This window comes from Variovorax sp. GW823-FHT04F07, assembly GCF_058795995.1.
Genome location: NZ_JBXAIG010000002.1, coordinates 720,075 through 740,328, shown reverse-complemented (window position 1 = coordinate 740,328; position 20,254 = coordinate 720,075). Strand labels below are relative to the sequence as shown.

Annotated in this window: 16 protein-coding genes; 8 read left to right on the top strand and 8 right to left on the bottom strand. The window is 68.8% G+C overall.

The window, feature by feature from the left end:
• Positions 1-478 precede the first annotated feature (478 nt).
• The gene (locus AC1RAA_RS12600) at positions 479-832 is read right to left on the bottom strand and encodes a hypothetical protein (protein ID WP_492728999.1); all 354 of its coding nucleotides are present in this window, start codon (positions 830-832) and stop codon (positions 479-481) included.
• A 144-nt stretch (positions 833-976) separates the two neighbouring features.
• On the opposite strand from AC1RAA_RS12600, the gene AC1RAA_RS12595 reads away from it, so the two are divergent.
• On the top strand, positions 977-1,210 hold the full coding sequence (locus AC1RAA_RS12595) for an ATP-binding protein (protein ID WP_082818010.1): 234 nt from the start codon (positions 977-979) through the stop codon (positions 1,208-1,210).
• 129 nt (positions 1,211-1,339) lie between these two features.
• On the opposite strand, the gene AC1RAA_RS12590 is transcribed toward AC1RAA_RS12595, so the two are convergent.
• Both AC1RAA_RS12590 and AC1RAA_RS12585 read right to left on the bottom strand, forming a co-directional pair.
• On the bottom strand, positions 1,340-1,720 hold the full coding sequence (locus AC1RAA_RS12590; RefSeq protein ID WP_492729002.1) for a cupin domain-containing protein: 381 nt from the start codon (positions 1,718-1,720) through the stop codon (positions 1,340-1,342).
• Between the two features lie 168 nt (positions 1,721-1,888).
• Positions 1,889-3,601, bottom strand: a complete 1,713-nt coding sequence (locus AC1RAA_RS12585) for a phospholipase D-like domain-containing protein (RefSeq protein WP_492729004.1) — start codon at positions 3,599-3,601, stop codon at positions 1,889-1,891.
• 208 nt (positions 3,602-3,809) lie between these two features.
• Here AC1RAA_RS12585 and AC1RAA_RS12580 point away from each other — a divergent pair, with 208 nt between their 5' ends.
• From AC1RAA_RS12580 to AC1RAA_RS12565, 4 genes are all read left to right on the top strand, one after another.
• The gene (locus AC1RAA_RS12580) at positions 3,810-4,493 is read left to right on the top strand and encodes a response regulator (protein ID WP_492729006.1); all 684 of its coding nucleotides are present in this window, start codon (positions 3,810-3,812) and stop codon (positions 4,491-4,493) included.
• Between the two features lie 2 nt (positions 4,494-4,495).
• On the top strand, positions 4,496-6,265 hold the full coding sequence (locus AC1RAA_RS12575; protein ID WP_492729832.1) for a hybrid sensor histidine kinase/response regulator: 1,770 nt from the start codon (positions 4,496-4,498) through the stop codon (positions 6,263-6,265).
• 30 nt (positions 6,266-6,295) lie between these two features.
• The gene (locus AC1RAA_RS12570) at positions 6,296-11,923 is read left to right on the top strand and encodes an alkaline phosphatase D family protein (RefSeq protein WP_492729008.1); all 5,628 of its coding nucleotides are present in this window, start codon (positions 6,296-6,298) and stop codon (positions 11,921-11,923) included.
• Positions 11,924-12,381: 458 nt separating this feature from the next.
• Positions 12,382-12,777: a hypothetical protein gene (locus AC1RAA_RS12565; RefSeq protein ID WP_062479336.1), complete on the top strand. Its 396-nt coding sequence runs from the start codon at positions 12,382-12,384 to the stop codon at positions 12,775-12,777.
• Positions 12,778-12,804: 27 nt separating this feature from the next.
• On the opposite strand, the gene AC1RAA_RS12560 is transcribed toward AC1RAA_RS12565, so the two are convergent.
• From AC1RAA_RS12560 to AC1RAA_RS12550, 3 genes are all read right to left on the bottom strand, one after another.
• On the bottom strand, positions 12,805-14,934 hold the full coding sequence (locus AC1RAA_RS12560) for a tripartite tricarboxylate transporter substrate-binding protein (RefSeq protein ID WP_492740574.1): 2,130 nt from the start codon (positions 14,932-14,934) through the stop codon (positions 12,805-12,807).
• 144 nt (positions 14,935-15,078) lie between these two features.
• The gene (locus AC1RAA_RS12555; RefSeq protein WP_062479342.1) at positions 15,079-15,525 is read right to left on the bottom strand and encodes a hypothetical protein; all 447 of its coding nucleotides are present in this window, start codon (positions 15,523-15,525) and stop codon (positions 15,079-15,081) included.
• A 140-nt stretch (positions 15,526-15,665) separates the two neighbouring features.
• Positions 15,666-15,932: a winged helix-turn-helix transcriptional regulator gene (locus tag AC1RAA_RS12550; protein WP_216360029.1), complete on the bottom strand. Its 267-nt coding sequence runs from the start codon at positions 15,930-15,932 to the stop codon at positions 15,666-15,668.
• A gap of 115 nt (positions 15,933-16,047) precedes the next feature.
• Here AC1RAA_RS12550 and AC1RAA_RS12545 point away from each other — a divergent pair, with 115 nt between their 5' ends.
• From AC1RAA_RS12545 to pyrF, 3 genes are read left to right on the top strand one after another with little or no spacing between them, the layout of a single operon-like run.
• Complete coding sequence (locus AC1RAA_RS12545; protein ID WP_172438230.1) at positions 16,048-16,590, top strand: carboxymuconolactone decarboxylase family protein; 543 nt, start codon at positions 16,048-16,050, stop codon at positions 16,588-16,590.
• A gap of 37 nt (positions 16,591-16,627) precedes the next feature.
• Positions 16,628-16,954 (top strand): EthD family reductase, encoded by a 327-nt coding sequence (locus tag AC1RAA_RS12540; RefSeq protein WP_492729014.1) that lies wholly within the window; start codon positions 16,628-16,630, stop codon positions 16,952-16,954.
• Between the two features lie 41 nt (positions 16,955-16,995).
• Entirely contained in the window at positions 16,996-17,706 is a 711-nt protein-coding gene (pyrF, locus tag AC1RAA_RS12535; RefSeq protein ID WP_492729016.1) for an orotidine-5'-phosphate decarboxylase, read from the top strand.
• 182 nt (positions 17,707-17,888) lie between these two features.
• On the opposite strand, the gene AC1RAA_RS12530 is transcribed toward pyrF, so the two are convergent.
• Both AC1RAA_RS12530 and AC1RAA_RS12525 read right to left on the bottom strand, forming a co-directional pair.
• Positions 17,889-18,785 carry an NAD(P)-dependent oxidoreductase gene (locus tag AC1RAA_RS12530; protein WP_447741999.1) on the bottom strand — a complete coding sequence of 299 codons (897 nt, stop codon included), beginning with the start codon at positions 18,783-18,785 and terminating at the stop codon, positions 17,889-17,891.
• Between the two features lie 4 nt (positions 18,786-18,789).
• Complete coding sequence (locus AC1RAA_RS12525) at positions 18,790-20,238, bottom strand: aldehyde dehydrogenase family protein (protein WP_095946731.1); 1,449 nt, start codon at positions 20,236-20,238, stop codon at positions 18,790-18,792.
• Positions 20,239-20,254: the final 16 nt, after the last annotated feature.

Sequence of the window (20,254 nt, the reverse complement as noted above, 5' to 3'; positions counted from 1 at the left end):
CTCCGAGTTTCAGTTGCCCCGATATCTCGAACTCGCACACAACCGGAGTTTTTTCAGGCGCTTGGATATAGACGGACCTCACGTCCCCATCTTCCACTCGAACGCGAGCGAATAGCTGACCATTAGAAAACCAAACGCTCCTACATCCAGAGTACTGAGGCGGAACCGTGCTTGGATATATCAGGAGGGTTGTGCCATGAGTTTCTTGGACTTGAGCGTTGCTTGGTGGTGCACTCAACTCGCAGCTTTGTCTCCCGCCGTTGGGACTGGAGCACGCAACTAACAACAGCGCACCGCAAGCCGCCATGAATGCTCTAAGGAACATGTCTCTCCTTATCTGTTCTTTCGCCGTACTCGTCCACGACACTAGATCCCGCTAAGTCTGCTATCGGGCGAATTGAGCGCCACCAGCGAGCGTCCGGTCTTGGCCGACTGAAGCTGGTTGCAGCCGCTTGCCAGATGCGGGCGTCACCTGCTGCTACTCGGCATCCGCCTCATCGTCACGCTGCCACTGCTCGGTCTGCTCAATGCCAGCTTCACCTTCAACAAGAAAGTGATAGGAATGGTCGAATCTGAAGGCGTTCGATTGCTTCGCTGCTCTCCACGCAAGGGGCGAGTCGGCGTACTCAAAAGGAACATCCTCGGGCCGCGCGAGTTGAGCGGTAGCACGGCGAAATATTTTGCCGGTCACCTGAACATTGAATTCAAGCACCGCTCCCAACGTCCTCGGTTCGTAGTAGTCGCCACAAGCAGCAACCGCATCGGCAAAGTCCGCAAACGGGCGCCTCGCAACAATTTCGCGTTTGTCTTGGAAGACAGAAAGAAAGTACATCTTTGACGCGCAAGATCAGAATCAAGCTCACTGTAGTTGGGGGGCCGCGGCGTTAGTGGAGGGCGTTGGCGAAGGTCCGCTGTTGGCCGACTGGAGCCAGCAGCATGCTACCTTCCGGGCCGATACGGCTCGTTGAAACCATAGATGGACGTACATCAGCCTCGCCGCCCGCACCGACCCGGTTGGCTGCCCGTTGTCGACGCCGCGCGTTGCACGGGCTGCGGCTGGTGCGTCGCCGCGTGCGACCTTCACCTTCTCAGTCTCGAAGTCGAGCAATGGAAGAAGTTGTCGACGCTTCAAGACGCGGATCGGTGCACGGGCTGCAGCGATTGCGCAGTGACTTGCCCTTTTCATGCGATCACCATGCGAAAGGGCTGAAACGTCCTCGGCGCCCGGCTCGCCGCCCACGCAATCCGTAGACCCGGGCGCGTGAGCCGGACGGTCGCGAGTGTCACGCCCCGTTCGACCATCCCGAAGAAGTCCCTTCCCAAGGCCTCTCACCTCGGGTCAGCTTTTGGACTTTGCGTATTCCTCTGCGCTCATCATCTCCAGGCCGACGAACGGAGTGTTGCCTTCGACCCATGCGTCGTGACCCGGCGGAATGGTGTACGACATGCCTTCCTCGATGATGGTCTGCGAGCCGTCGTTCATTTGCACGGTGATCCGGCCGGAGACCGCGTACCCGACGTGAGCCACCTGGCAACTGTCCGTGCCCACGACCGGCTTGATGCACTTCGACCAGCGCCATCCGGGCTCGAACTTGAAGCGTCCGAGCGTGTAGCCCTCGAGGCGGACCACTTCGACCCGGGTCTTCTCGGGCTCCCGAACCTCATCCGGTTCGTCATGGGATTTCGTCTGAAGCTTGTTGACGTTCATCGGACTTGCCATCGCGACTCTCCTTGCGGCACGAGTGAGCAAACAGTCCGCGGCAGTCTCGTGCCGAACCGCACGTGAACGATGGAATGGTAGTCCCGGGCCACGCGTGCAGTGATCTATTTCTTGCACGAAAGCGCCGCTCTTTCGAAGAGCGTCATGTGGCAGTTTGCGTAAGCCGGGTTACAGAAAATCTTCGTCCACCACCAGCGACAGCACGGACCAGCGCAGTCGTTGGGCCCAGTTCGATTCGGGCTCCCGGTGAAGCACCCAGCGACGTCCGTCGCGCAGGAAGCTCCATTGCAAGCCGCCTCGCAGAGGTACCTCGCTCACGGTGAAGCTCGCGGGCATGCGCACGCGCTGGATCAGGTCCGCCAGCTCGCCTGCAAGCGCGGGGCTGTCGACGATCAGGCCCAGTTCGGTGTTGCAGTGCGCCGAGCGCCGGTCCATGTTCATCGACCCCACGTAGAACCATCGCCGGTCGACCACCGCCAGCTTGGCGTGCAGGCGCCCGAGCGAGCCGCGGCCGCTTTCGGTGTCGCTCCAGGCGGGATGCGCTTCGCTGGCCGGCATCAGCTCATACAGGATGGCGCCCATCTGCAAGAGGGCGCTGCGGTAGCGCGCGTAGCCGTAGTGCACGAGCGGTTCGTCGGTGGTGGCGAGCGAATTGGTCATCAGCGACACGCGCGCGCCCTCGCGGCTCGCATGGCTCAGCGCCCCGATCATGCGGGGCATGGGCACGAAGTAGGGCGAGACGACGAGCACCTCCGAGCGCGCGGTCCGGAAGAGGTCGAGGTTCGCGGCCATGACCGCGCCCTCGCGGCCTTGGGGCGCTGCGGCTTCTTCGACGTTGCCGCCGGCATCAGCAGCGAAGCGGCCTGGCACCGCCGCGTCCGCGACCACGCGCACCTGCGCAGGCACCAGCGCGACGCGCCCCTGCGCCAGCTGCGCGCCGACGGGGCCACGTCCCAGTGCATCGGGTTCGTCGGCAGGCGGCATGACGCGCCCGAGGTCGCGCACCAGCGCAGCGAAGCGTTCGCGCGCAGGAGCCGGTGCCGGGGAGCCGCTGGCCGCAATGGCCTCGAAGGGGTACGACAACGGTCCGTTCCAGAAGGCGTCGAAGCTCGCCGACAGCGCGCGCACCGCCGGCCCGGCCACCAGTGCGTCCATGTCGATGAAGTTCGCCGGCTTGCTGCGTCCGAAGTACTCGTCGGCGATGTTGCGTCCGCCGGTGATGGCGAAGCTGTTGTCGGCAATGAAGAGCTTGTTGTGCATGCGCCGGTTCACGCGACCGATCTCGTGCAGCGACAGCAGCACGCGCGTGCGCAGGCCACCGCTGCGCACCGGCAGCGGGTTGAAGACGCGCACCTCGACGTTGGCGTGCGCGGCCAGCCCGGCCAGCATCTCGTCGTCTCCGCCCGCGTACAGGTCGTCGACCAGCAGGCGCACGCGCACGCCGCGCTGCGCTGCGTCGCGCAGCTCGCGCAGGAACTGCCGCCCCGCGCTGTCTGGGGCCACCACGTAGTACTGCGCGTCGACGGTGTGTTGTGCGGCCTGCGCGAGTGCGATGCGTGCGTCGAAGGCCTGGTCGCCGCCCGGTAGCAGGCGCACGCCGGATGCATCGGACATCGCGGACATCGCGCTGTCCGCAGCCGGCAGCGACGCGGCGGCGATGCGTGCCAGGGGGCTGTCCCCGAGGTCGGTGCGCGCGTGCGACGCGACACGGGGTACCTCGTTGGGCAATGCAGCGCAGCCAGCGAGCAGCGAGACGGCGAGCATGGCTGCGGCGCACAGCCAGCGGGCGAGCGCCACATGCTGCAGCGCCAGGATGCACAAGCGGCACGCAAGGGGCTCCCATGCGGCACGCAGCGCGGCAAGAGATGGGGGGGTGTTCATGGCGGACCTCGGTGCATCGGATGCGAAGTGGCGATCGATGCAGCCAGTTTTCCGCGCGGCGCCCGCCGCAACCATTGCGCGCAGCGCCTAGTCCCCGACGTGGCCGTCCGACTAGGCCTTTGGTGTAGGTGCGCACGCTCGCTTCTTGGGGGGCTTTGCGCTAATCTGCATTCAGGACGGGGAGGGTCACCGTAGACGAGAGGCCTGTATGAAGGTTCTGCTGGTCGATGACCACGAGATCGTCTGGAACGGCACGCGCCTGCTGCTGGAGCGCATGGCCGCCGAGATCGAACCCGGCCGTCCCTTCCATTTCGACGCAGTGCGGGACGCCGAGCAGGCCTGCCAGCGTGACCCCACCGGCATCGATCTGCTGCTGCTCGACTACCACCTGCCCCAGCTGTCCGGGTTGGCGGCGCTCAAGGCCGTGAAGGCGCATTTCGAGGCCACGCCCGTGTGCATGCAGTCGGCGGAAAGTTCGCCGCAGCGCGTGCGCGAGGTCATCGAGGCCGGCGCGGCCGGCTTCATTCCCAAGTCGTACCGGCTCGAGGACATGGAGGCCGCCCTGCGCGTGGTGCTGCGCCACAAGATCTACCTGCCGGCCGAGTTCGTGCTGGCCGACGACGTGACCCGCGCGCGCGACCCCGACGAGCTGTCGCGCGAAGACCTCGCGGGCTTCCTGCGCGTCGAGCTGTCGCCGCGCCAGCGCGAGGTGCTGGCGCTGGCGATGCGGGGCATGCCGGTCAAGCTGATCGCGCGCCAGCTGCTGATTGCCGAGGGCACCGTGAAGGTGCACCTGTCGATGGTCTACCGGGCGCTCGGCGCGCGCAACCGCACCGATGCCATGTGCCGCGTCTTCGACGCGCAGGCGGCATGGGCGCTCGAGGCTGCGTGAGCATGCCGGCCGCGCTGGACGATCTGGACGAACGGCGCCTGCAGGTCGTCGCCGAGCAGGCCGTGGGGTTGCGCTGGCAGATCCTGCTCACCGCCGTCGTCGTCGCGGCCATCGTCTGGCGCGACGTGCCGACGCCCTGGGTGCTCGGCTGGTTCGCGGCGGTGATCGCCAGCCGCGAGTGGCGCGCCGCCGCGCTCGCGCGCATGGCCGCCGACCGCGCCCGCCCCATCGCCGCGCGGCTGCGCGCCACCGTGCACTGGAACGTGCTGATCGGCGCCTGCAACGGCTCCGCGGCGCTGTTCATGGCCCGGCTCGACCCGACGCTGGACGCGGTCCTCACGATGATCCTGGTGTCCTGGGGCGCGGGCGCCGTGTCGACCAGCGCGACCGTGATGCCCGCCTTCCTGGCCTACGCAGGGCTGCTCTTCGTGCCCACGGCCGCCATGTGGCTGGTGGCCGGCGGCTGGCTCGGCGGGGGCGTGGCCGCGCTGGTGCTGATGTTCTTCGGCGTGCAGACGCGTTTTGCCCGGCGCAACCTGCAGACCTTCGAGGAGTCGTTCGGCATCCGCGCCGAGAACCAGGCGCTGGCCACCTCGCTGGAGTTCGAGCGCGCGCAGCTGGCCATCGCGCGCGACCAGGCGGTGCGCGCCAACAACGACAAGAGCCGCTTCCTGGCCGGCGCCAGCCACGACCTGCGCCAGCCGCTGCAGGCGATGGCGCTCAACGTGGGGGCGCTGCGCCACGTGGCGATGGCGCCCGATGCGCGCGCGATCGTCGAGGTGGTCGACAGCAGCCTGGAGCAGCTGCGCGCCATGCTCGATGCGTTGCTCGACGTCTCGAAACTCGATGCCGGCGTGGTGGTGGCCCAGCCGCAGCGCGTGCAGATCGACCGGCTGCTGACCGCCGTGATGGCCAGCTTCGGCGCCGCGGCGGCGGCGCGCCGGGTCGGTCTGCACACCGACTGTCCGCCCGGCCTGGCGGTGCGCACCGACCCCGACCTGCTGCGCCGCATGCTGGCCAACCTCGTGGACAACGCGATCAAGTTCTCGCCCGCGGGCGGGCAGGTCGAGGTGCGGGTCCGCACGCAGGACCCATTGGATGCATCGGATGCCGGGGTCGAGCTGACCGTGCAGGACAGCGGCCCCGGCATCGCCCCCGAGAACCACCGGCTCGTGTTCGAGGACCTGGTGCAACTCCAGGCAACGGGCTCCGGCACCGCGCCTGCCGCGGGGCATGGCCTGGGCCTGGGCATCGTGCGGCGGATGGCCGAGCTGCTGGGCGTGCCGGTCGAGCTCGAGTCCCGCCTCGGCGCGGGCGCCTGCTTTCGCCTGCGGCTGCCGCGCGCCGCGCCTGTCGGTGCCGACGGCTGCGAGGGTGACGGCGCCGACGCGCCGTGGAGCCTGGCCGGGCGCTGCGTGCTGGTGCTGGAGGACGACCCGATGGTGCGCGGCGCCTACCTCAACGCGCTGGGCGCGATGGGCTGCCGCGTGCTGTCCGCCGCCACGCTCGACGAGGCGCTGGCGCAGGTCGACGCGCCCGATGCGGTGGTGCTCGACTGCCGGCTCGGCGGCGGCGTCTCGGGTTTCGATGCCGCCGGGCGCCTGCGCGCGCAGCGCGGCGCACAGCCGGCGCTGCCCATCGTCATGGTCACGGCCGACACCGACCCGGCGGTGGTCGAGGCGGCGCGGCGGCAGGCGCTGCCGCTGCTGCGCAAACCTGTCGACGACCAGACGCTCGGCCGCGCGCTGGCCGCGGCCATCGAGCATTCCTGAATCCGCGATCCCTTCCGCGAGGAGCCGAACATGAACGACGGTGGCCGCGACGATGACGATGTCCCCGGCGACCGCCTGCTCTCGCAGGGCGCCGAGGTGCTGGTGCGCGAGATCGCCGCGGCGCCGCCCGACGCGCTGCACTGCGATGTGCTGGTCATCGGCAGCGGCTACGGCGGCGCGGTGGCGGCGGCACGGCTGGCGGGCGCGCTGTCGCTGGACGCGGCGCCCGGCATCGCACCGGGCGCCGTGCCGATCAAGGTCTACGTGCTGGAGCGCGGCAGCGAATACCTGCCGGGCGAATTTCCGGCCACCTTCGCCGAGCTGCCGGGGCACGTGCGCTTCAGCATGCAGGACGGCCGGCCCGCGCGCGGCAACGCCTCGGGGCTGTTCGATCTGCGCCTGGGCGGCGAAGTGAACGCGCTGCTCGGCAACGGGCTGGGCGGTGGGTCGCTCATCAATGCGGCGGTGATGGAGCGCGCCACGCCCGATGCCTTTGAGGGCGGCGCCTGGCCCGTGGGCCTGGACCTTGCCGCGCTCGCGCAGGGCTACGGCAAGGCAGAGGCCATGCTGGCGCTGGAGCAGATCCCCGAGAGCGTGTCGAAGCTCGACTCCCTGCTGAAGGCCGGCGCGCGGCTGCATGCGGCGAGCGGCAAGGCCCATGTCGCCATCGCCTTCGCCGACGGCACGCGCACGCCGGCCCAGGTGGCGATGCACCGCTGCCTGCGCTGCGGCGACTGCGTGAGCGGCTGCAACCACCGCGCCAAGAAATCGCTGGACACCAACTACCTGGCGCTGGCCCATGCACGGGGCGCGCGCCTGTTCACCGGCGGCACCGCGCACCGCATCGCGGCCCTGCCGGGAGGCGGCGGCTATGCCGTCGAGTTCTTCTTCACCGACCGGCGCAAGGCGCGCACCGACAACGCCCGGCCCTACGTGGTGCGCGCGCGGCGGGTGGTGGTGGCCGCCGGCACGCTGGGCTCCACCGAGCTGCTGCTGCGTTCCAGGGGCGCAGGCCTGCCCGTCTCGCTGGCGGTGGGCCGCGGCTTCTCGGCCAACGGCGACATGATCGCGGTGGCGGCGGCGCAGAACGACGAAGCGCTGTCCAGCGCGCCCGAAGGCGAGGCGCCGGCACAGCGCAGCATCGGGCCGACCATCACCGGGTTGCTGCGCACCTGCGCGACGCCGGGCGAGCGCCCGCTGGTGATCGAGGAGTTCGCCATTCCCGCGCCGCTGCGCCGCCTGCTGGCCGAAGTGGTGACCACCACCGACGCGCTGCAGGCGCTCGCGCACATGGACCTCGACCTGCACGCGCCGGACGAAGGGGGCGATCCGCTGGCCGTGGACGACGACATGCTGCGCCGCACGCCGGTCTACGGAATGATGGGCGACGACGGGGCGGCCGGCCAGATCGGCTTCGTCGGTCATGGCGGCGAGGGCGCCGTGCTGGCCGACGCGCAGGTGCGTGTGGCGTGGCCGAAGGTGGCCGCACTGCCCGTGTTCGAGGCGCAGATGCGCGCACTGCATGCGGCCCACGATGGCGCGGGCGGACTCGGCGGGCGCGTGCTGGCCAACCCGCTGTGGAAACCGATACCGCCGTTCGGCAGCCTCGCCGACCTGGTCGGCCAGCTGGAGGGCGTGGGCTCGGTGCTGACCGTGCACCCGCTGGGCGGTTGCCGCATGGCCGACGGGTGCGAGCGCGGCGTGGTCGACAGCTGGGGCCGCGTCTACGACGGCGCTGCGGGTGCTTCTGCTGTGCCGTCGCTGCTGCCGGGCCTGGCGGTGCTTGATGGCTCGATCGTGCCGGTGTCGCTCGGCATCAACCCCTCGCTCACCATCGCCGCGCTGGCCGAGCGCGCGGTGCCCGTGCTGGCCGAGGACTGGGGCTTGGCGCTGGCCGGTTCGCCGCAGCCGCCGCCGTCGCAGCGCCCGTTGCGCCGCGACCTGACCCGTCCCCATGCGCCCGCGCCCACGCGCGTCTCGCTGCGCGAGCGCATGACGGGCCGCGTGCACATCGACGGCCAGGCCTTCGCGTTGAGCGCCGAAGTGGAATTCGAGCCGTTCGACGTGCCGTCCCTGCGCGTGACGCCGCGCGTGCTGTCCCAGCCGGTGGTGACCCTGCGCTTCGGCAAGGGCGACCGCGCGCCCGTCGCGCATTGCACCGGCACCGCATCGATGCTCGTGCGCGAGAAGAGCGACAGCATCGAACGCATCCTGCGCAGCCACGGGTTGGCACGCAAGAAGCTGCTGGCGCTGGTGCAAAGCCTGCTGGACGCGCGCGCCGCATCGGCCGGCGGCGCCATCGATGAGGACGATGCCGTTTTTGAAGGCCCCGCCATGGCCGACCTGCTGGCGCTGTGCTCGCACCTGGGGCAGGTGCGCCTCATCGAATACGACTGGACGGTGGCGCGCATCGCGCACGGCGCGCCACTGAAGGAGGGCGACCGGCTGCGGCTCACCAAGCGCATCGCGTTCGTCGAAGGCGGCAACCCGTGGCGGCAGCTGAGCGAGGGCGACCTGCATCAGCTCGGCCCCGATGCGCCGAAGTCGCTGGGCCGGCTGGTGCTGGACCCTTCGTACTTCGTCGAGACGTTGCAACCCCTGCTGCGCATCGAGCACCAGCAGGACATGCCCAACCAGCTGGCCGACCTGGCCGAGCTGGCGCTGTGGGTGCTGCGCATCGTGCTGCAGGTTCATCTGCTGAACTTCGTGCCGCCGCCCGACTCGCCGCAGCACGACTGGGAGCGCCTGCCCGGCGAGGTGTACGGCGTGCGGCCCGAGCCGGTCGAGCTCGTCACCGCAGCGGGCCCGGGCAGCGCGCCGCCGCGGCTGTTGTCGCGTTACCACCCGCCGGTGCGCCGCGCGGGCACGCGGCCCGTGATGTTGGTCCACGGCTACGGCGCGAGCGGTTCCACCTTCGCGCACAAGAGCATTCCCGGCAACCTGGTGTACAGCCTGCTCGCGGCCGGGCGCGAGGTCTGGGTGCTCGACCTGCGCACCAGCATCGGCTTTCCGAACCGGCCTCGGCGCTATTGGTCGTTCGACGAGGTGGCCGAGACCGACATTCCGGACGCCCTGCGCACCGTGCAGGCGGCGCATGCAACGCCCGACGAAGCGGCGCCCATCCAGATCGACGTGGTGGCCCATTGCATCGGCGCCGCCATGTTCAGCGTGGCGGTGCTGCGCCTGCCGGGGCTGCATGCCTCCATCGGCGCGGTGGTGCTGTCGCAGGTGGGGCCGCTGCTGCGCGCCACGGCCTTCAACCGCTTCCGGGGCTATGTGGCGGGCTACCTGCAGCAGTTCATCGGCATCGACGAGTTCGACACGCGACCCACGCTCACGCGCATGAAGCGCCTGCTTGTCGACGGCCTGCTGGCGACCTTTCCCTACCCCGACGACGACGGGGAGGCGCAGCGTCTGCGCGAGGCGCCGGGCTTCGCGGCCGTGCGGCACCGGGCCGACGCCATCTTCGGCCAGACCATGCGGCTGCACAACATCGGCAAGGACACGCTCGATGCGCTCGATTCGATCTACGGCTTCGTGAAGGTGCGCGGCCTCGCCCAGGTCGGCAACTACGCCCGCGAAGAGGTGCTGACCGATGCCGGCGGACAGGGCCACTCGGTCGGCTTCGAGCAGGTCGGCCAGCGCTTCGGCTTTCCGGTGTTCATGCTGCACGGGCAGCGCAACGCAGTGTTCGACTGGCGCGGCTCCTACGAGAGCTTCTGGCTGCTCAAGCGCGTGTTCGGCAAGGACGAAGGCCTGCCGCGGGAACCTCCGCAGCTGCCGGAGCCGTCGGACGCTTCGAAGCCTTCCGGGAGCGACCTGTTCCTCGGCGAAGGTACCCCGCACCAGCTGCTGGTGCTCGGCGACTACGGGCACCAGGACACGCTGATCGGCGAGAAGGCCTGCATCGACGTGTTCCCGCACATCGTGCGCTTCCTCGAAGCCTTCGACCACAAGCCCGGCCGCGGCCATCCGGTGCCGCCCGACTGGCGGGCCAGCCTGCCGTGGACCGGCCCGTGGCTCGGCCTTGCGAGCCGGTCGGCGGACAACGCGGGCCGGCTGCATTGCCGGCTGGCGCTGCGTCCGCCGCCCGCGCATGTGTCGGCGCGCGCCGTGGTCTTCGTGCCCGCGTGGCGCCGCGACGGGCGCTGGCGCTTCGACTTCGCATGGATGGTGGGCCTGGAGACCACGCGCGACAAGCTCCTGCAGGAGGCGGTGGAGATCGACCTGTTCGACGATCGGCTTGCCGACTACCAGGGCTTCGCGGTGCTGACAGCGCACGACGACCTGCCCATGGCGCGCGGCCCCCTCGAGGTGCTGGGCCGGAGGCTGTCGGCCGGGCTGTTCGCGCAGCCGCAGGACGAACCTATCGAGCCCATCCGCAACCAGGTGATGAAGACACTGGACGCCGCCACCGACGCGCAGCGCGAGCGCGCCGTGGTGCGCCTCGACCCCGCATGGATGGGCGCCGTGCAGCGCGAGGGCGAGCCCGCGCAGGCCTCGCTGTGCTTCGTGCTCGCCAGTTGCCAGTACGTGCCGGGCCTGGTCGACCGAGTGCCCGCGCAGGCGTCGTACCGGCGGCTCGCGCAGCGGCTCGAGGTGCTCGCGCCGCCGCACAAGCCGCAGCTGCTGGTGCTGGCCGGCGACCAGGTGTATGTCGACCAGACCGCAGGGCTCTTCGTGCCGGCCGGCGGCGACGACGTCGGCCAGGCCTATGCGCTCACCTTCAGGCTGGAGGCGCTGCGCCAGGTGATGGCCTCGCTGCCGACCTGTCCGCTGCTCGACGACCATGAGGTGATGGACGACTGGGAGCCGGGCCCCGACCCCTGTGGAACGCCGGCCGTGCGCGCCGCGCTCGACGGCTACGTCGCGCAGCAGCACAAGCTGGTGCGGGGCATCGGCCCGCAGCGCGACCCGCGTCCCTTCGACTACCGCATCGCGCCGGCCGGTTTTCCGTTCTACATGCTCGACACGCGCAGCACGCGGCAGCGGCGGGCGCTGCGCAGGGACGCGCAAGCCACGCCACTGGACCAGGCGGCGATCCGTGCCGGGGCCGACATGGGCGACCTGAAGAAGTGGCTCGAGGCTGCGCCCGCCGAACTGCCCAAGTTCATCGTGTCGCCGGTGGCGCTGTTCCCGATGCCGCGCGCGGCGGTCTTCGGCGACCCGGCGCAACGCCTGGGGATGGACGACTGGAGCGGCTACCCGGCCTCGCAGCGCGCGCTGCTCGAACTGCTGCGCGACACCACCGCGCGCCACGTGGTGGTGCTGTCGGGCGACCGCCACATGTCGAGCGTGTCGAGCCTCTGGCTGCAGGCGGCGGGCGGGCCGGTGGAGGTGATCTCGGTCGTGTCCTCGGGCCTGTATGCACCCTGGACCTTCGTCAATGCGCGGCCCGACGCGTTCTGGCTCGACGGCCAGGTCGAGCTCGGCGCCGTGCCGGGTGCCTTCGGCGCCACGATGGTCACGGCGGCCGTGGGCACCGGCAACGGCTTCGCCGTGCTGCAGGTGGAGCGCGGCGCCACCGGGCATTGGCGGATCGGCGTCACCCTCGATCTGGACAACGGGCTCACGCAATGCCTTCGCGACCTCGATCCGGCCGGCGGTGGCTGGACGGTGCAGGGGCCGGCGCGCTTCGCACGCAGGCAGCACCTGTGATCCGCGACAGCAGGCAGGCGAAACGGGCCCGCGAAATCGACAGGCCGTTTACAGGCACCGTACGCACGACACAGTGCCATACAAGCCACTGCACAGTTGCCTTCACAGTGCTCTTCCGCCGTCGCCGGCGCCGTTGCCACGGAGTTTGCGTAGGCCACCCACAACGCCCTTCGGCCACCTTGCCGAGGGGCCATCGGAGCACAAGCCGTGTTGTCGCAGAAAAAGAACGCCGCCTTCCTCGTCTCGACCTCGGGCCACCGCCTCCCGGCGTGGCCGTGGCGCGCAGGAAGAAGCAGGCCTCGTTCGCGTACGCCGGCTGGATCTGGCGCGCAGAAAAGTAGCGCTTTTTAGTTAATGCCATGTAACGCCCTCGGGCGTTACCGACAGGCCAACCAGGCGCTTGGACGCACGCGCTCGGCTGAACGCATGCCGACTGCGCGACGTCAGAGGGGCATGTCATGTTCACCCGTTACGCCATCCGCGCGCTGCTGTGCATCGCCGTCGTGCCGGCCATCTCCGAGGAGCCCGCACCCATCCATGGCCGCGTGTTCCTGAGCAAAGCCGAGGTCGAGAGCACCTTGATCGGCAAACCCATCGTCTCGAGCAATCTGTCGACCGGCATGGTCTCGCGCTGGCAGTTCTATACGGATGGCCGCGTCGACTTCGTCAACCAGAGCGGGCCCGGCAAGGCGTCGGGCAAATGGGTTCTCAACGCCGACGGCTCGATGTGCGTGACGATGATTTCTCGAACCGGGTGCCGCTACTGGTTCAGGAACGAGAAAGACGGTGCCATTGCGAATGCCAGGACCAGGGAGCCGAATGCGCCGACCGTGGCCGAGATACGGTTCGAGTGATGGTGCGGGACAGCGCCCTCAACGCCCTCAACGCGCCGGTGATGAAAGCGCACGCATCCAGCGTTCGCGCTCTTCGTCTTCCAGCGCCAGCAGGCTTTCTGGCGAACCGCCGCCGCCGACCACGCGAAGGTCCTGCAGCTGCTTGCGCACCTCGGGCGTGGCAAGCACTTGGGCCACGGCCTCCTGCAAGGTGCGATTGGACGCGGCCTCCGAATTCGCGGGTGCCCAGAGGCTGAAGTGGTCGTAGGTCGTGTAGCCGCTCAAGGGCGCGCTCGAGCCCAGCGTCGGCCACGGCACGCCCTCGAAGCTTTGCGGGTGCGCCGGGTCGGCGGTGGTGCCCAGCACACGCAACTGGCCGCGCCGCACGGCGACCGCCACGCCGTTCACGGGCGCGAACAGCAGGTCCACCGCATGCTCCTTGGTAATGACGTCCGAGTCGGGGTACATGCCCTTGAAGACCACACGCTGCACGTCGACGCCGCTCGCTGCGCGGAACTGGCCGAAGGCGAGGTGGCCCGTCCAGCCGTCGTCGCCCGTGCCGATGCGCAGGCTGCCCGGATGGGCCCGTGCGTAGGCCAGCAGGTCGTCCGTGCTGCGGATGCCCAGCGTGTCGGCCTTCGTGCTGTCGATGGCCAGCACCAGAGGCTCCGATGCCAGCAGCGTGACGGGGCGAAGGGAATGCATCAGCGCATCGATCGGAGCGGCCTGGTGCACGCCCTCGATGCCTCCGCGCGGCAGCCGCAACGCCGCGAGCAGGACCTTCTCGTTGCCGCCCTCCGTCATCAGCCGGCGATAGTCGGCCTCGGTGGCTGTCGGCACGTGATCGACCTGCACGCTGCGTCCCAGCAGGGTGGGCAAGTGGCTGGCCAGCATCTCGGCATAGTGGCCGCTGCGGCCACCGGGCGGAACCAGCACGGTGACGTGCAGCGCGGGCTGCGGCACGGCGGCAAGCCATTGCCCTGCATCGTTCATCAGGCCATAGCGTAATTCCCACGCGCCGCCCGTGGATGCGTTGCGCACCAGGGCGTCGACCACCCAATGGCGGCCCACGCGGTGGAACTGCCGGATGATCGGCCGTTCGTCCTGCCACCCGGGCGGCCGCCAGTCCTCTGGGAACGCACCCGAGACGACGGCGTAGCCATGACGGAACCGGCGCGCCGATTCGAACTGCGGCGCGATCGCCCATTGGCCCTGCGCGTTCTGGTAGCCCCATCGGCCGGTGGCCGCGTCCTTGACCGGCCGCAGCGCGGCGCCGGCATTGCTGCTGCCATGCAGTCGTTGCCAGCGACACACCTGCGGCGTGCCGGCGTTGCGCTGCAGATCCAGCCCGGTGGCGGTGCACAGCTGGATGCGCCGCTGGGCTGTGGCATCGGGCCGCTCGCCGAAGATGAACGGAATCACCATGCGTCCGCGCGCGTCGATCAGGCCCGAGCCGGTGGAGCCAGGCGTCACCATCTGCCGCTTGTAGTCCATCCACCGTGCAGTGGTGATGTCCCGCGGCGGGGCGGGGGGGCGCCACTGTCCCCGTGCATCGCGCAAGCCGGGCTGTGCGAACACCGTGTCCACCTGCAGCTCGGAGGGCACGGGCCTGGATCCATCGGGCATCAGGTACGAGAGGGCGGCGGGGGAGTCGGCGGAGATCGTGTCCTTGCCATCGCAACTCACGGGCGGAACGGCCCACTGGCCTTGCGCATCGATGCGCCCGTTGGCCGTGGTGGTGCGCAGCCCGCCGCCGGGCTTTCGCTCCACCAGCCACACCCGGTGCAGCGGCTGCAGTGCGGGATTGACGGAGATGTATTCCTGCCGCACGACCTGCCAGCGTCCGTCGCAGAAGCTGCGCGCCGTCGGTGAAAGGAAAAGCACGCGCCCGTCGAGGGCGTCGAACAACGCGGGGGCGCGCTCGCTGTGCTTGCCCGGATTCAGGCTCAGCCAACGCGCCCGTTCGATCAGGTTGGGGGCGATGCCGATGGTGAAGGTGAAGATGTCTTCCCACGGTGGCGCCTGTGCATCCACTGGCTGCAGTTGCCAGGTCGGCTGCATCGGCAACGCGCGTTCCGGGTTGGCGTACAGCGCCTGGTAGGTCGGTGGCGCTGCGCGGGCCGGACCGAGGGCGATGCCGAGCCACAGCAGGGCGGCAAAGAGACGCAGCCGCTTCATCGGGCGAGCGAGAAACAAGGGTTCAGCCTCGGGTCGTGGCCGCAGATGGGGGCCATTCCATCGCAGGCATCGCAGTTCGCCGAGGCGCTCGCGGTTGAACGCGCGGCGGCTGTTTGCCTGCTTGAACGATTTGTGGGCCCACGCTCAAACTTCGTATGCATAGATGCAAGTGAGCTCGGCCCCTTTCAGCGCGGATTGAAAGGGCTCAGGCGCATTCTTGAGGATGGCGCCAAAGCTGGCGTTGAGTTTGCCGGCACCCATGCTGCCTTTGTACTTGATGCTCTTGGGCTTGGCTTGAAGCTGGAGCTTGTTCGAACCGGACAGCGCAGCTTCCAGCCTGAAGACGCCATGGCGGAAATCCGTGGACTCGGAGGTTTCCGCCTGGGGTGAAACCAGGCGCATGGTTTGCCCGCCGTAGGAGAGCTTCAGATCGACCTCCACGATGGAGGCGGGAACATCACCCACCAAGGTGAGTGCCTGCCCCGCGTGACTGCCCGTGCAGTTCAGTCGCGCCGTATTGGCACCTGCGAGGGCCTGACCCGAGAGGGCGGACAGCAACACGAGGGCGCAGAGAGGAAAGATTTTTCTCATAGGTTTTCCAAGGCACTGACGCGATGTGTCCCGCACGACCTGCGAGACAGGCTGGGCAGCGCGAACATGCCGGTCACGGGCTTCTCCACAAAAACGTTTCTGATCATAGGCGGAGCCATTCGCCGCGGATGCCCCGCTTCTCATCGCTTTCCGCGCCCCCACTGGTCCGCCCAGGCTGACAACGGCTTCAGCGCCTTCGAAAGCCGCCGCCCTTCGTCCGTCAGTCGATAGCCACCTTCGGCATGTTCGACCAGATCGACTTCCCTCAGTTCGGTGAGCCGCGTGTTGAGCAATCGGGTGTTCGTCTCGCACGCTTCCTGCAGGGCCCTGAAGGTCAGCGAGCCCTCCCGAAGTTCCCAGAGCACGCGCAGCGCCGTGCGCCGGCCCAGCAGGTCCAGCGCGACCATGAGGGGGCGGCCAGTGGTGGAACCGCGAACTGGGTGGCCGATGCGAGGTGTCGTCATGCTTTACTTTATACAGCAACGGACCTACGATGGCGTGGCCCTTGAATCAGGAGTCTGCATGCCCGCACGCATCGAGCCAGCAACGCCACCATTCGGTGAAGACATTTCCAGGTCACTCGACGGGGTGATGAAGGGACAGCCTCCCTTGCGGCTGTTCACGACCTTGGCACGCGACCCGCGTCTGTTTCAGAAGTTCTTTGCCGGCGGGTTGCTGGACAAAGGCCACCTGAGCATCCGACAGCGCGAGATCGTGATTCACCGCACGACGGCATTGTGCAAATCCGAATACGAATGGGGCATCCACGTCACGGTCTTCTCAAAGCTCGCTGGCCTGACGCCAGAGCAGGTTCAGGCGAGTGTCACGGCTTCGGCGAACGACGCCTGCTGGTCGGCCGAGGACCAGGTGCTTCTGCGCCTGTGCGACTCCTTGCACGCGCACGCCGACATCGACGATGGCCTGTGGGACGCGTTGCGAACGTACTTCAGCGAAGAAGCCATCATCGAACTGCTGATGCTGGCCGGCTTCTATCGCACCGTCAGCTACCTCACGAACGGCCTGCGCCTGCCCTTGGAAGCGTCGGGCGCGCGATTCCCCGCTTGAGGCGATCAACCAGCGTGCAACCCCAGGAGAAATCTCGATGATCAAGGTCAGTGTCATGTACCCCTACGCCGCAGGCGCGCGGTTCGATCACGCGTACTACCGCGAGAGGCACATGCCCATGATGAAACGACTGCTCGGCGCAGCGTGCCTGTACTACATGGTGGACAAGGGCATCTCGGGGCGTGGTGTGGGCACCGACCCTGCGTACATCGCCAAGTGCGACTTCGTCTGCACTTCCGTTGACGCTTACCGGGCAGCCTCTGCCCAGCACCAGGAGGAGATCCGGGGCGACATCGCCAATTACACGGACATTCAACCCATGGTGCAGATCAGCGAGGTGGTCGTGGAGCGTTCGGAAGCCTGAGTTTCCTCCGAGCGCGGGGCGTCGGCATGGAGGACAAATCAATGAGTACGGACAGCCGCATCATCGTGTCGCTCGACTTCCCAGCCGCCGCATTGGCGGCGGACCTCGTGAAGCAACTGGGCGCAGCGACCACGCACTACAAGGTCGGCCTGCAGCTGCTGACAGCGGCAGGACCTTCGGTCGTCCGCGAGCTCGCAGAGGCAGGGAAGAGCGTTTTCCTGGATCTCAAGCTGCTGGAAATTCCCAGCTCGGTGGCGGGCGCGGTCACCGCAGCCGGACATCTGGGTGCGTCGATGGTGACGGTGCACGCCTCAGGCGGTTCCGCCGTGCTTCGCTCGGCCGTCGAGGCCGCGAGCCAATTCCCTCAATTGAAGGTGCTTGCGCTCACGGTCATCACCAGCATGAGCGACCAGGACCTGGAAGAGGTGGGCGTCACCTCGACGGTTCCAGAGCAGGTCGCGCGGCTGGGCCGTCTGGCAGCCGCGGCCGGTTGCCATGGCGTTGTTTCGTCGCCATTGGAGGTGAGGCTGCTTCGCGAGATCCTGCCGCCCGATGCCCTGATCGTGACGCCAGGCACGCAGCTCCCAGGCGATGAAAAGAATGACCACGCGCGGGCTGCGACGCCCTCGCAGGCCATCGGGGCTGGCGCGACGCACGTGGTCATCGGCCGCCCGATATCGCGTGCCCCAGATCCTGCGGCCGTGTTCGCGGCCGTGCGCACAGAACTGGCTACCGCCATCCAACAACACTGAAGCGGTCGGGCGGGTTGGGGCTGGCACTTCGCCGCAGCGCCTGAACGGCCAGCACCACAGCCATGCTCATCGTGCGCAGGACACCGGGTGCTTCCCGCAGCGAAATCAAGGAGGAGGCCGCAGGCCGGGGGAGATTCGCGGAGGGAAGTACCCGGTGGCCTGTGCACGCGCCCTGAAGAGTTTCAGCGCAGCGCTTCGACCAGATCCAGGACCATTCGATCCGGCCCGAACACTTCGACCCCGTGCGCCAGCAAGGCATCGACAGCCTGCGCAATGCCATGGCTCGAAGACGACTGTTCCGCCATGTCGTTGTAGTAGCCCAGGTCCTTCTTCGCATTCGCCATCGAGAACTTCAGCGAATCGGTGCTGCCCGTCAGCAGCTTGGGCTTGAGGCGTTCCAGCGCCACGCCGTTGCCGCCGCCTTTGGCGAGCACGTCCACGAACACCTCGGGCTTCACGCCGGCGCGTTGCGCGCAGGCCGCGGCCTCGCACAGCAGTGCCACGGTGCCCAGCGACACGAAGTTGTGCAGCAGCTTCATCGCATGGCCCGCGCCCACATCGCCGACGTGCGTGACGTTCTCTGCAAAGCAGCGCAGCAGCGGCAGGCACGAGGCCAGCACCTCGGCGTCGCCGCCCACCAGCAGGTTCAGGCGACCTTCGGCGGCCTCCTTGGCGGTGCGGGTCATCGGGGTGTCGAGGAAGCGGCCGCCCTTGGCGAGCACGGCCTGCGCGACCTTGGCGGTGGAGGCGGGCACGGCGGTGGAGCAGTCGATCACCACGGTGCCGGGGCGCAGCGTGCTCAGCGCGCCGTTGTCGCCCAGCATCACGGCCTCGACCTGCGGCGTGCCGGTCACGCACAGGATCAGCACATCGACCTGCGCGGCCAGCGTGGCCACGTCTTTCACCGAGGTGGCGCCGGCCTTCAGCAGGTCGTCGATCGGCTGGTTGCCTGCGTGCTCCAGCACGGTGAGCTGGTGGCCGTGCTTGACGATGTTGCTGGCGATGCCATGGCCCATGAGGCCGACGCCGACGAGGCCGACTTTGCGCGAGGTTTGTGGTTGCTGTTCAGTGGTGGTCATGAATTCATCCGTGCTTGATGGCGATGGTCTTGAGGGTCGTGAAGCCGAGCAGGGCCTCGAAGCCCTTCTCGCGGCCGAAGCCGCTCGATTTCACGCCGCCGAAAGGCAGTTCTACACCACCCGCCGCCCCGTAATTGTTCACGAACACCTGGCCGCAATGCAGCTTGTGCGCCATGCGCAGCTGGCGCGCGCCGTCGCGCGTCCACACGCCGGCCACCAGGCCGAAGTCCGTGCCGTTGGCCAGGCGCACCGCCTCGGCCTCGTCGGCGAAGGGCATCACGGCCAGCACCGGGCCGAAGACCTCGCGCTGGGCCAGGTCGCTGTCGTGCGGCACGTCGCGGAACAGCACGGCTTCCTGGTAGTAGCCGGTGGACGGTGCCTGCGGCGACACGGTGCCGCGCGCCGCCACCTTCATACCGCTCGCCTCGGCGGTCGCGACCATGTCGCGCACCTGGCGAAACTGCTTCTCGTTGATGAGCGGGCCCATGTCGAGGTCTTCGGCGGGCGTGCCCGCGCGCACGGCCGTGAAGCGCTTCGCGAGGCGCTGCACGACTTCTTCGTAGATCGACTGCTCCACCAGCACGCGGCTGCCCGCCGAGCAGGTCTGGCCGGCGTTCTGGATGATGGCGTTGAGCAGCACGGGCTCGGCCGCGTCGAGATCGGCGTCGGCGAACACGATCTGCGGCGACTTGCCGCCCAGCTCCAGCGTCACCGGGCAGTGGCGCTCGGCCGCGGCCAGGCCCACGCTGCGGCCGGTCATGGTCGAGCCGGTGAACGAGATGTGGTCGATGCCCGGGTGCGCGCACAGCGCGGCGCCGGCTTCCTTGCCGTAGCCCGTGACCACGTTGAGCGCACCGGCCGGAAAGCCGACCTCGGTCGCGATCTCGGCCAGGCGCAGCAGCGAGAGGCTCGCGTCTTCCGCCGGCTTGACCACGCAGGCGTTGCCCGCGGCGAGCGAGGCGCCCACGCTGCGGCCCGCGATCTGCATCGGGTAGTTCCAGGGAATGATGTGGCCCGTCACGCCGTGCGGAATGCGCACGGTGAGCACGGTGTAGCCGCGCTCGTAGGGCAGGGTGTCGCCGTGCAGCTTGTCGCAGGCGCCGGCGTAGTACTCGAAGTAGCGCGCCAGCGCGGTCGCATCGTTGCGTGCCACGCGCAGCGCCTTGCCGGTGTCGCGTGCCTCGAGTTGCGCCAGCTCTTCGTGGTGCTGCATCACGGCGGCGCCGAGCTTGGCGAGCAGCCGGCCGCGCTCGAGCGCGGTGGTGGCGCCCCAGGGGCCGTCGAAGTGCTCGCCCATGGCCTGGCGCGCGGCGCGCACGGCGGCATCGATGTCGGCGGCGGTGCCGCGCGCGATTTCGCCGAATTTCTGGCCGTCGCTCGGGTCGATCACGTCGATGGTGGCGTTGCCTTCGGACGCCACGCGGCGGCCGTCGATGTAGTGGGTGGCGTTCATGGAAGGTGTGTCTCCG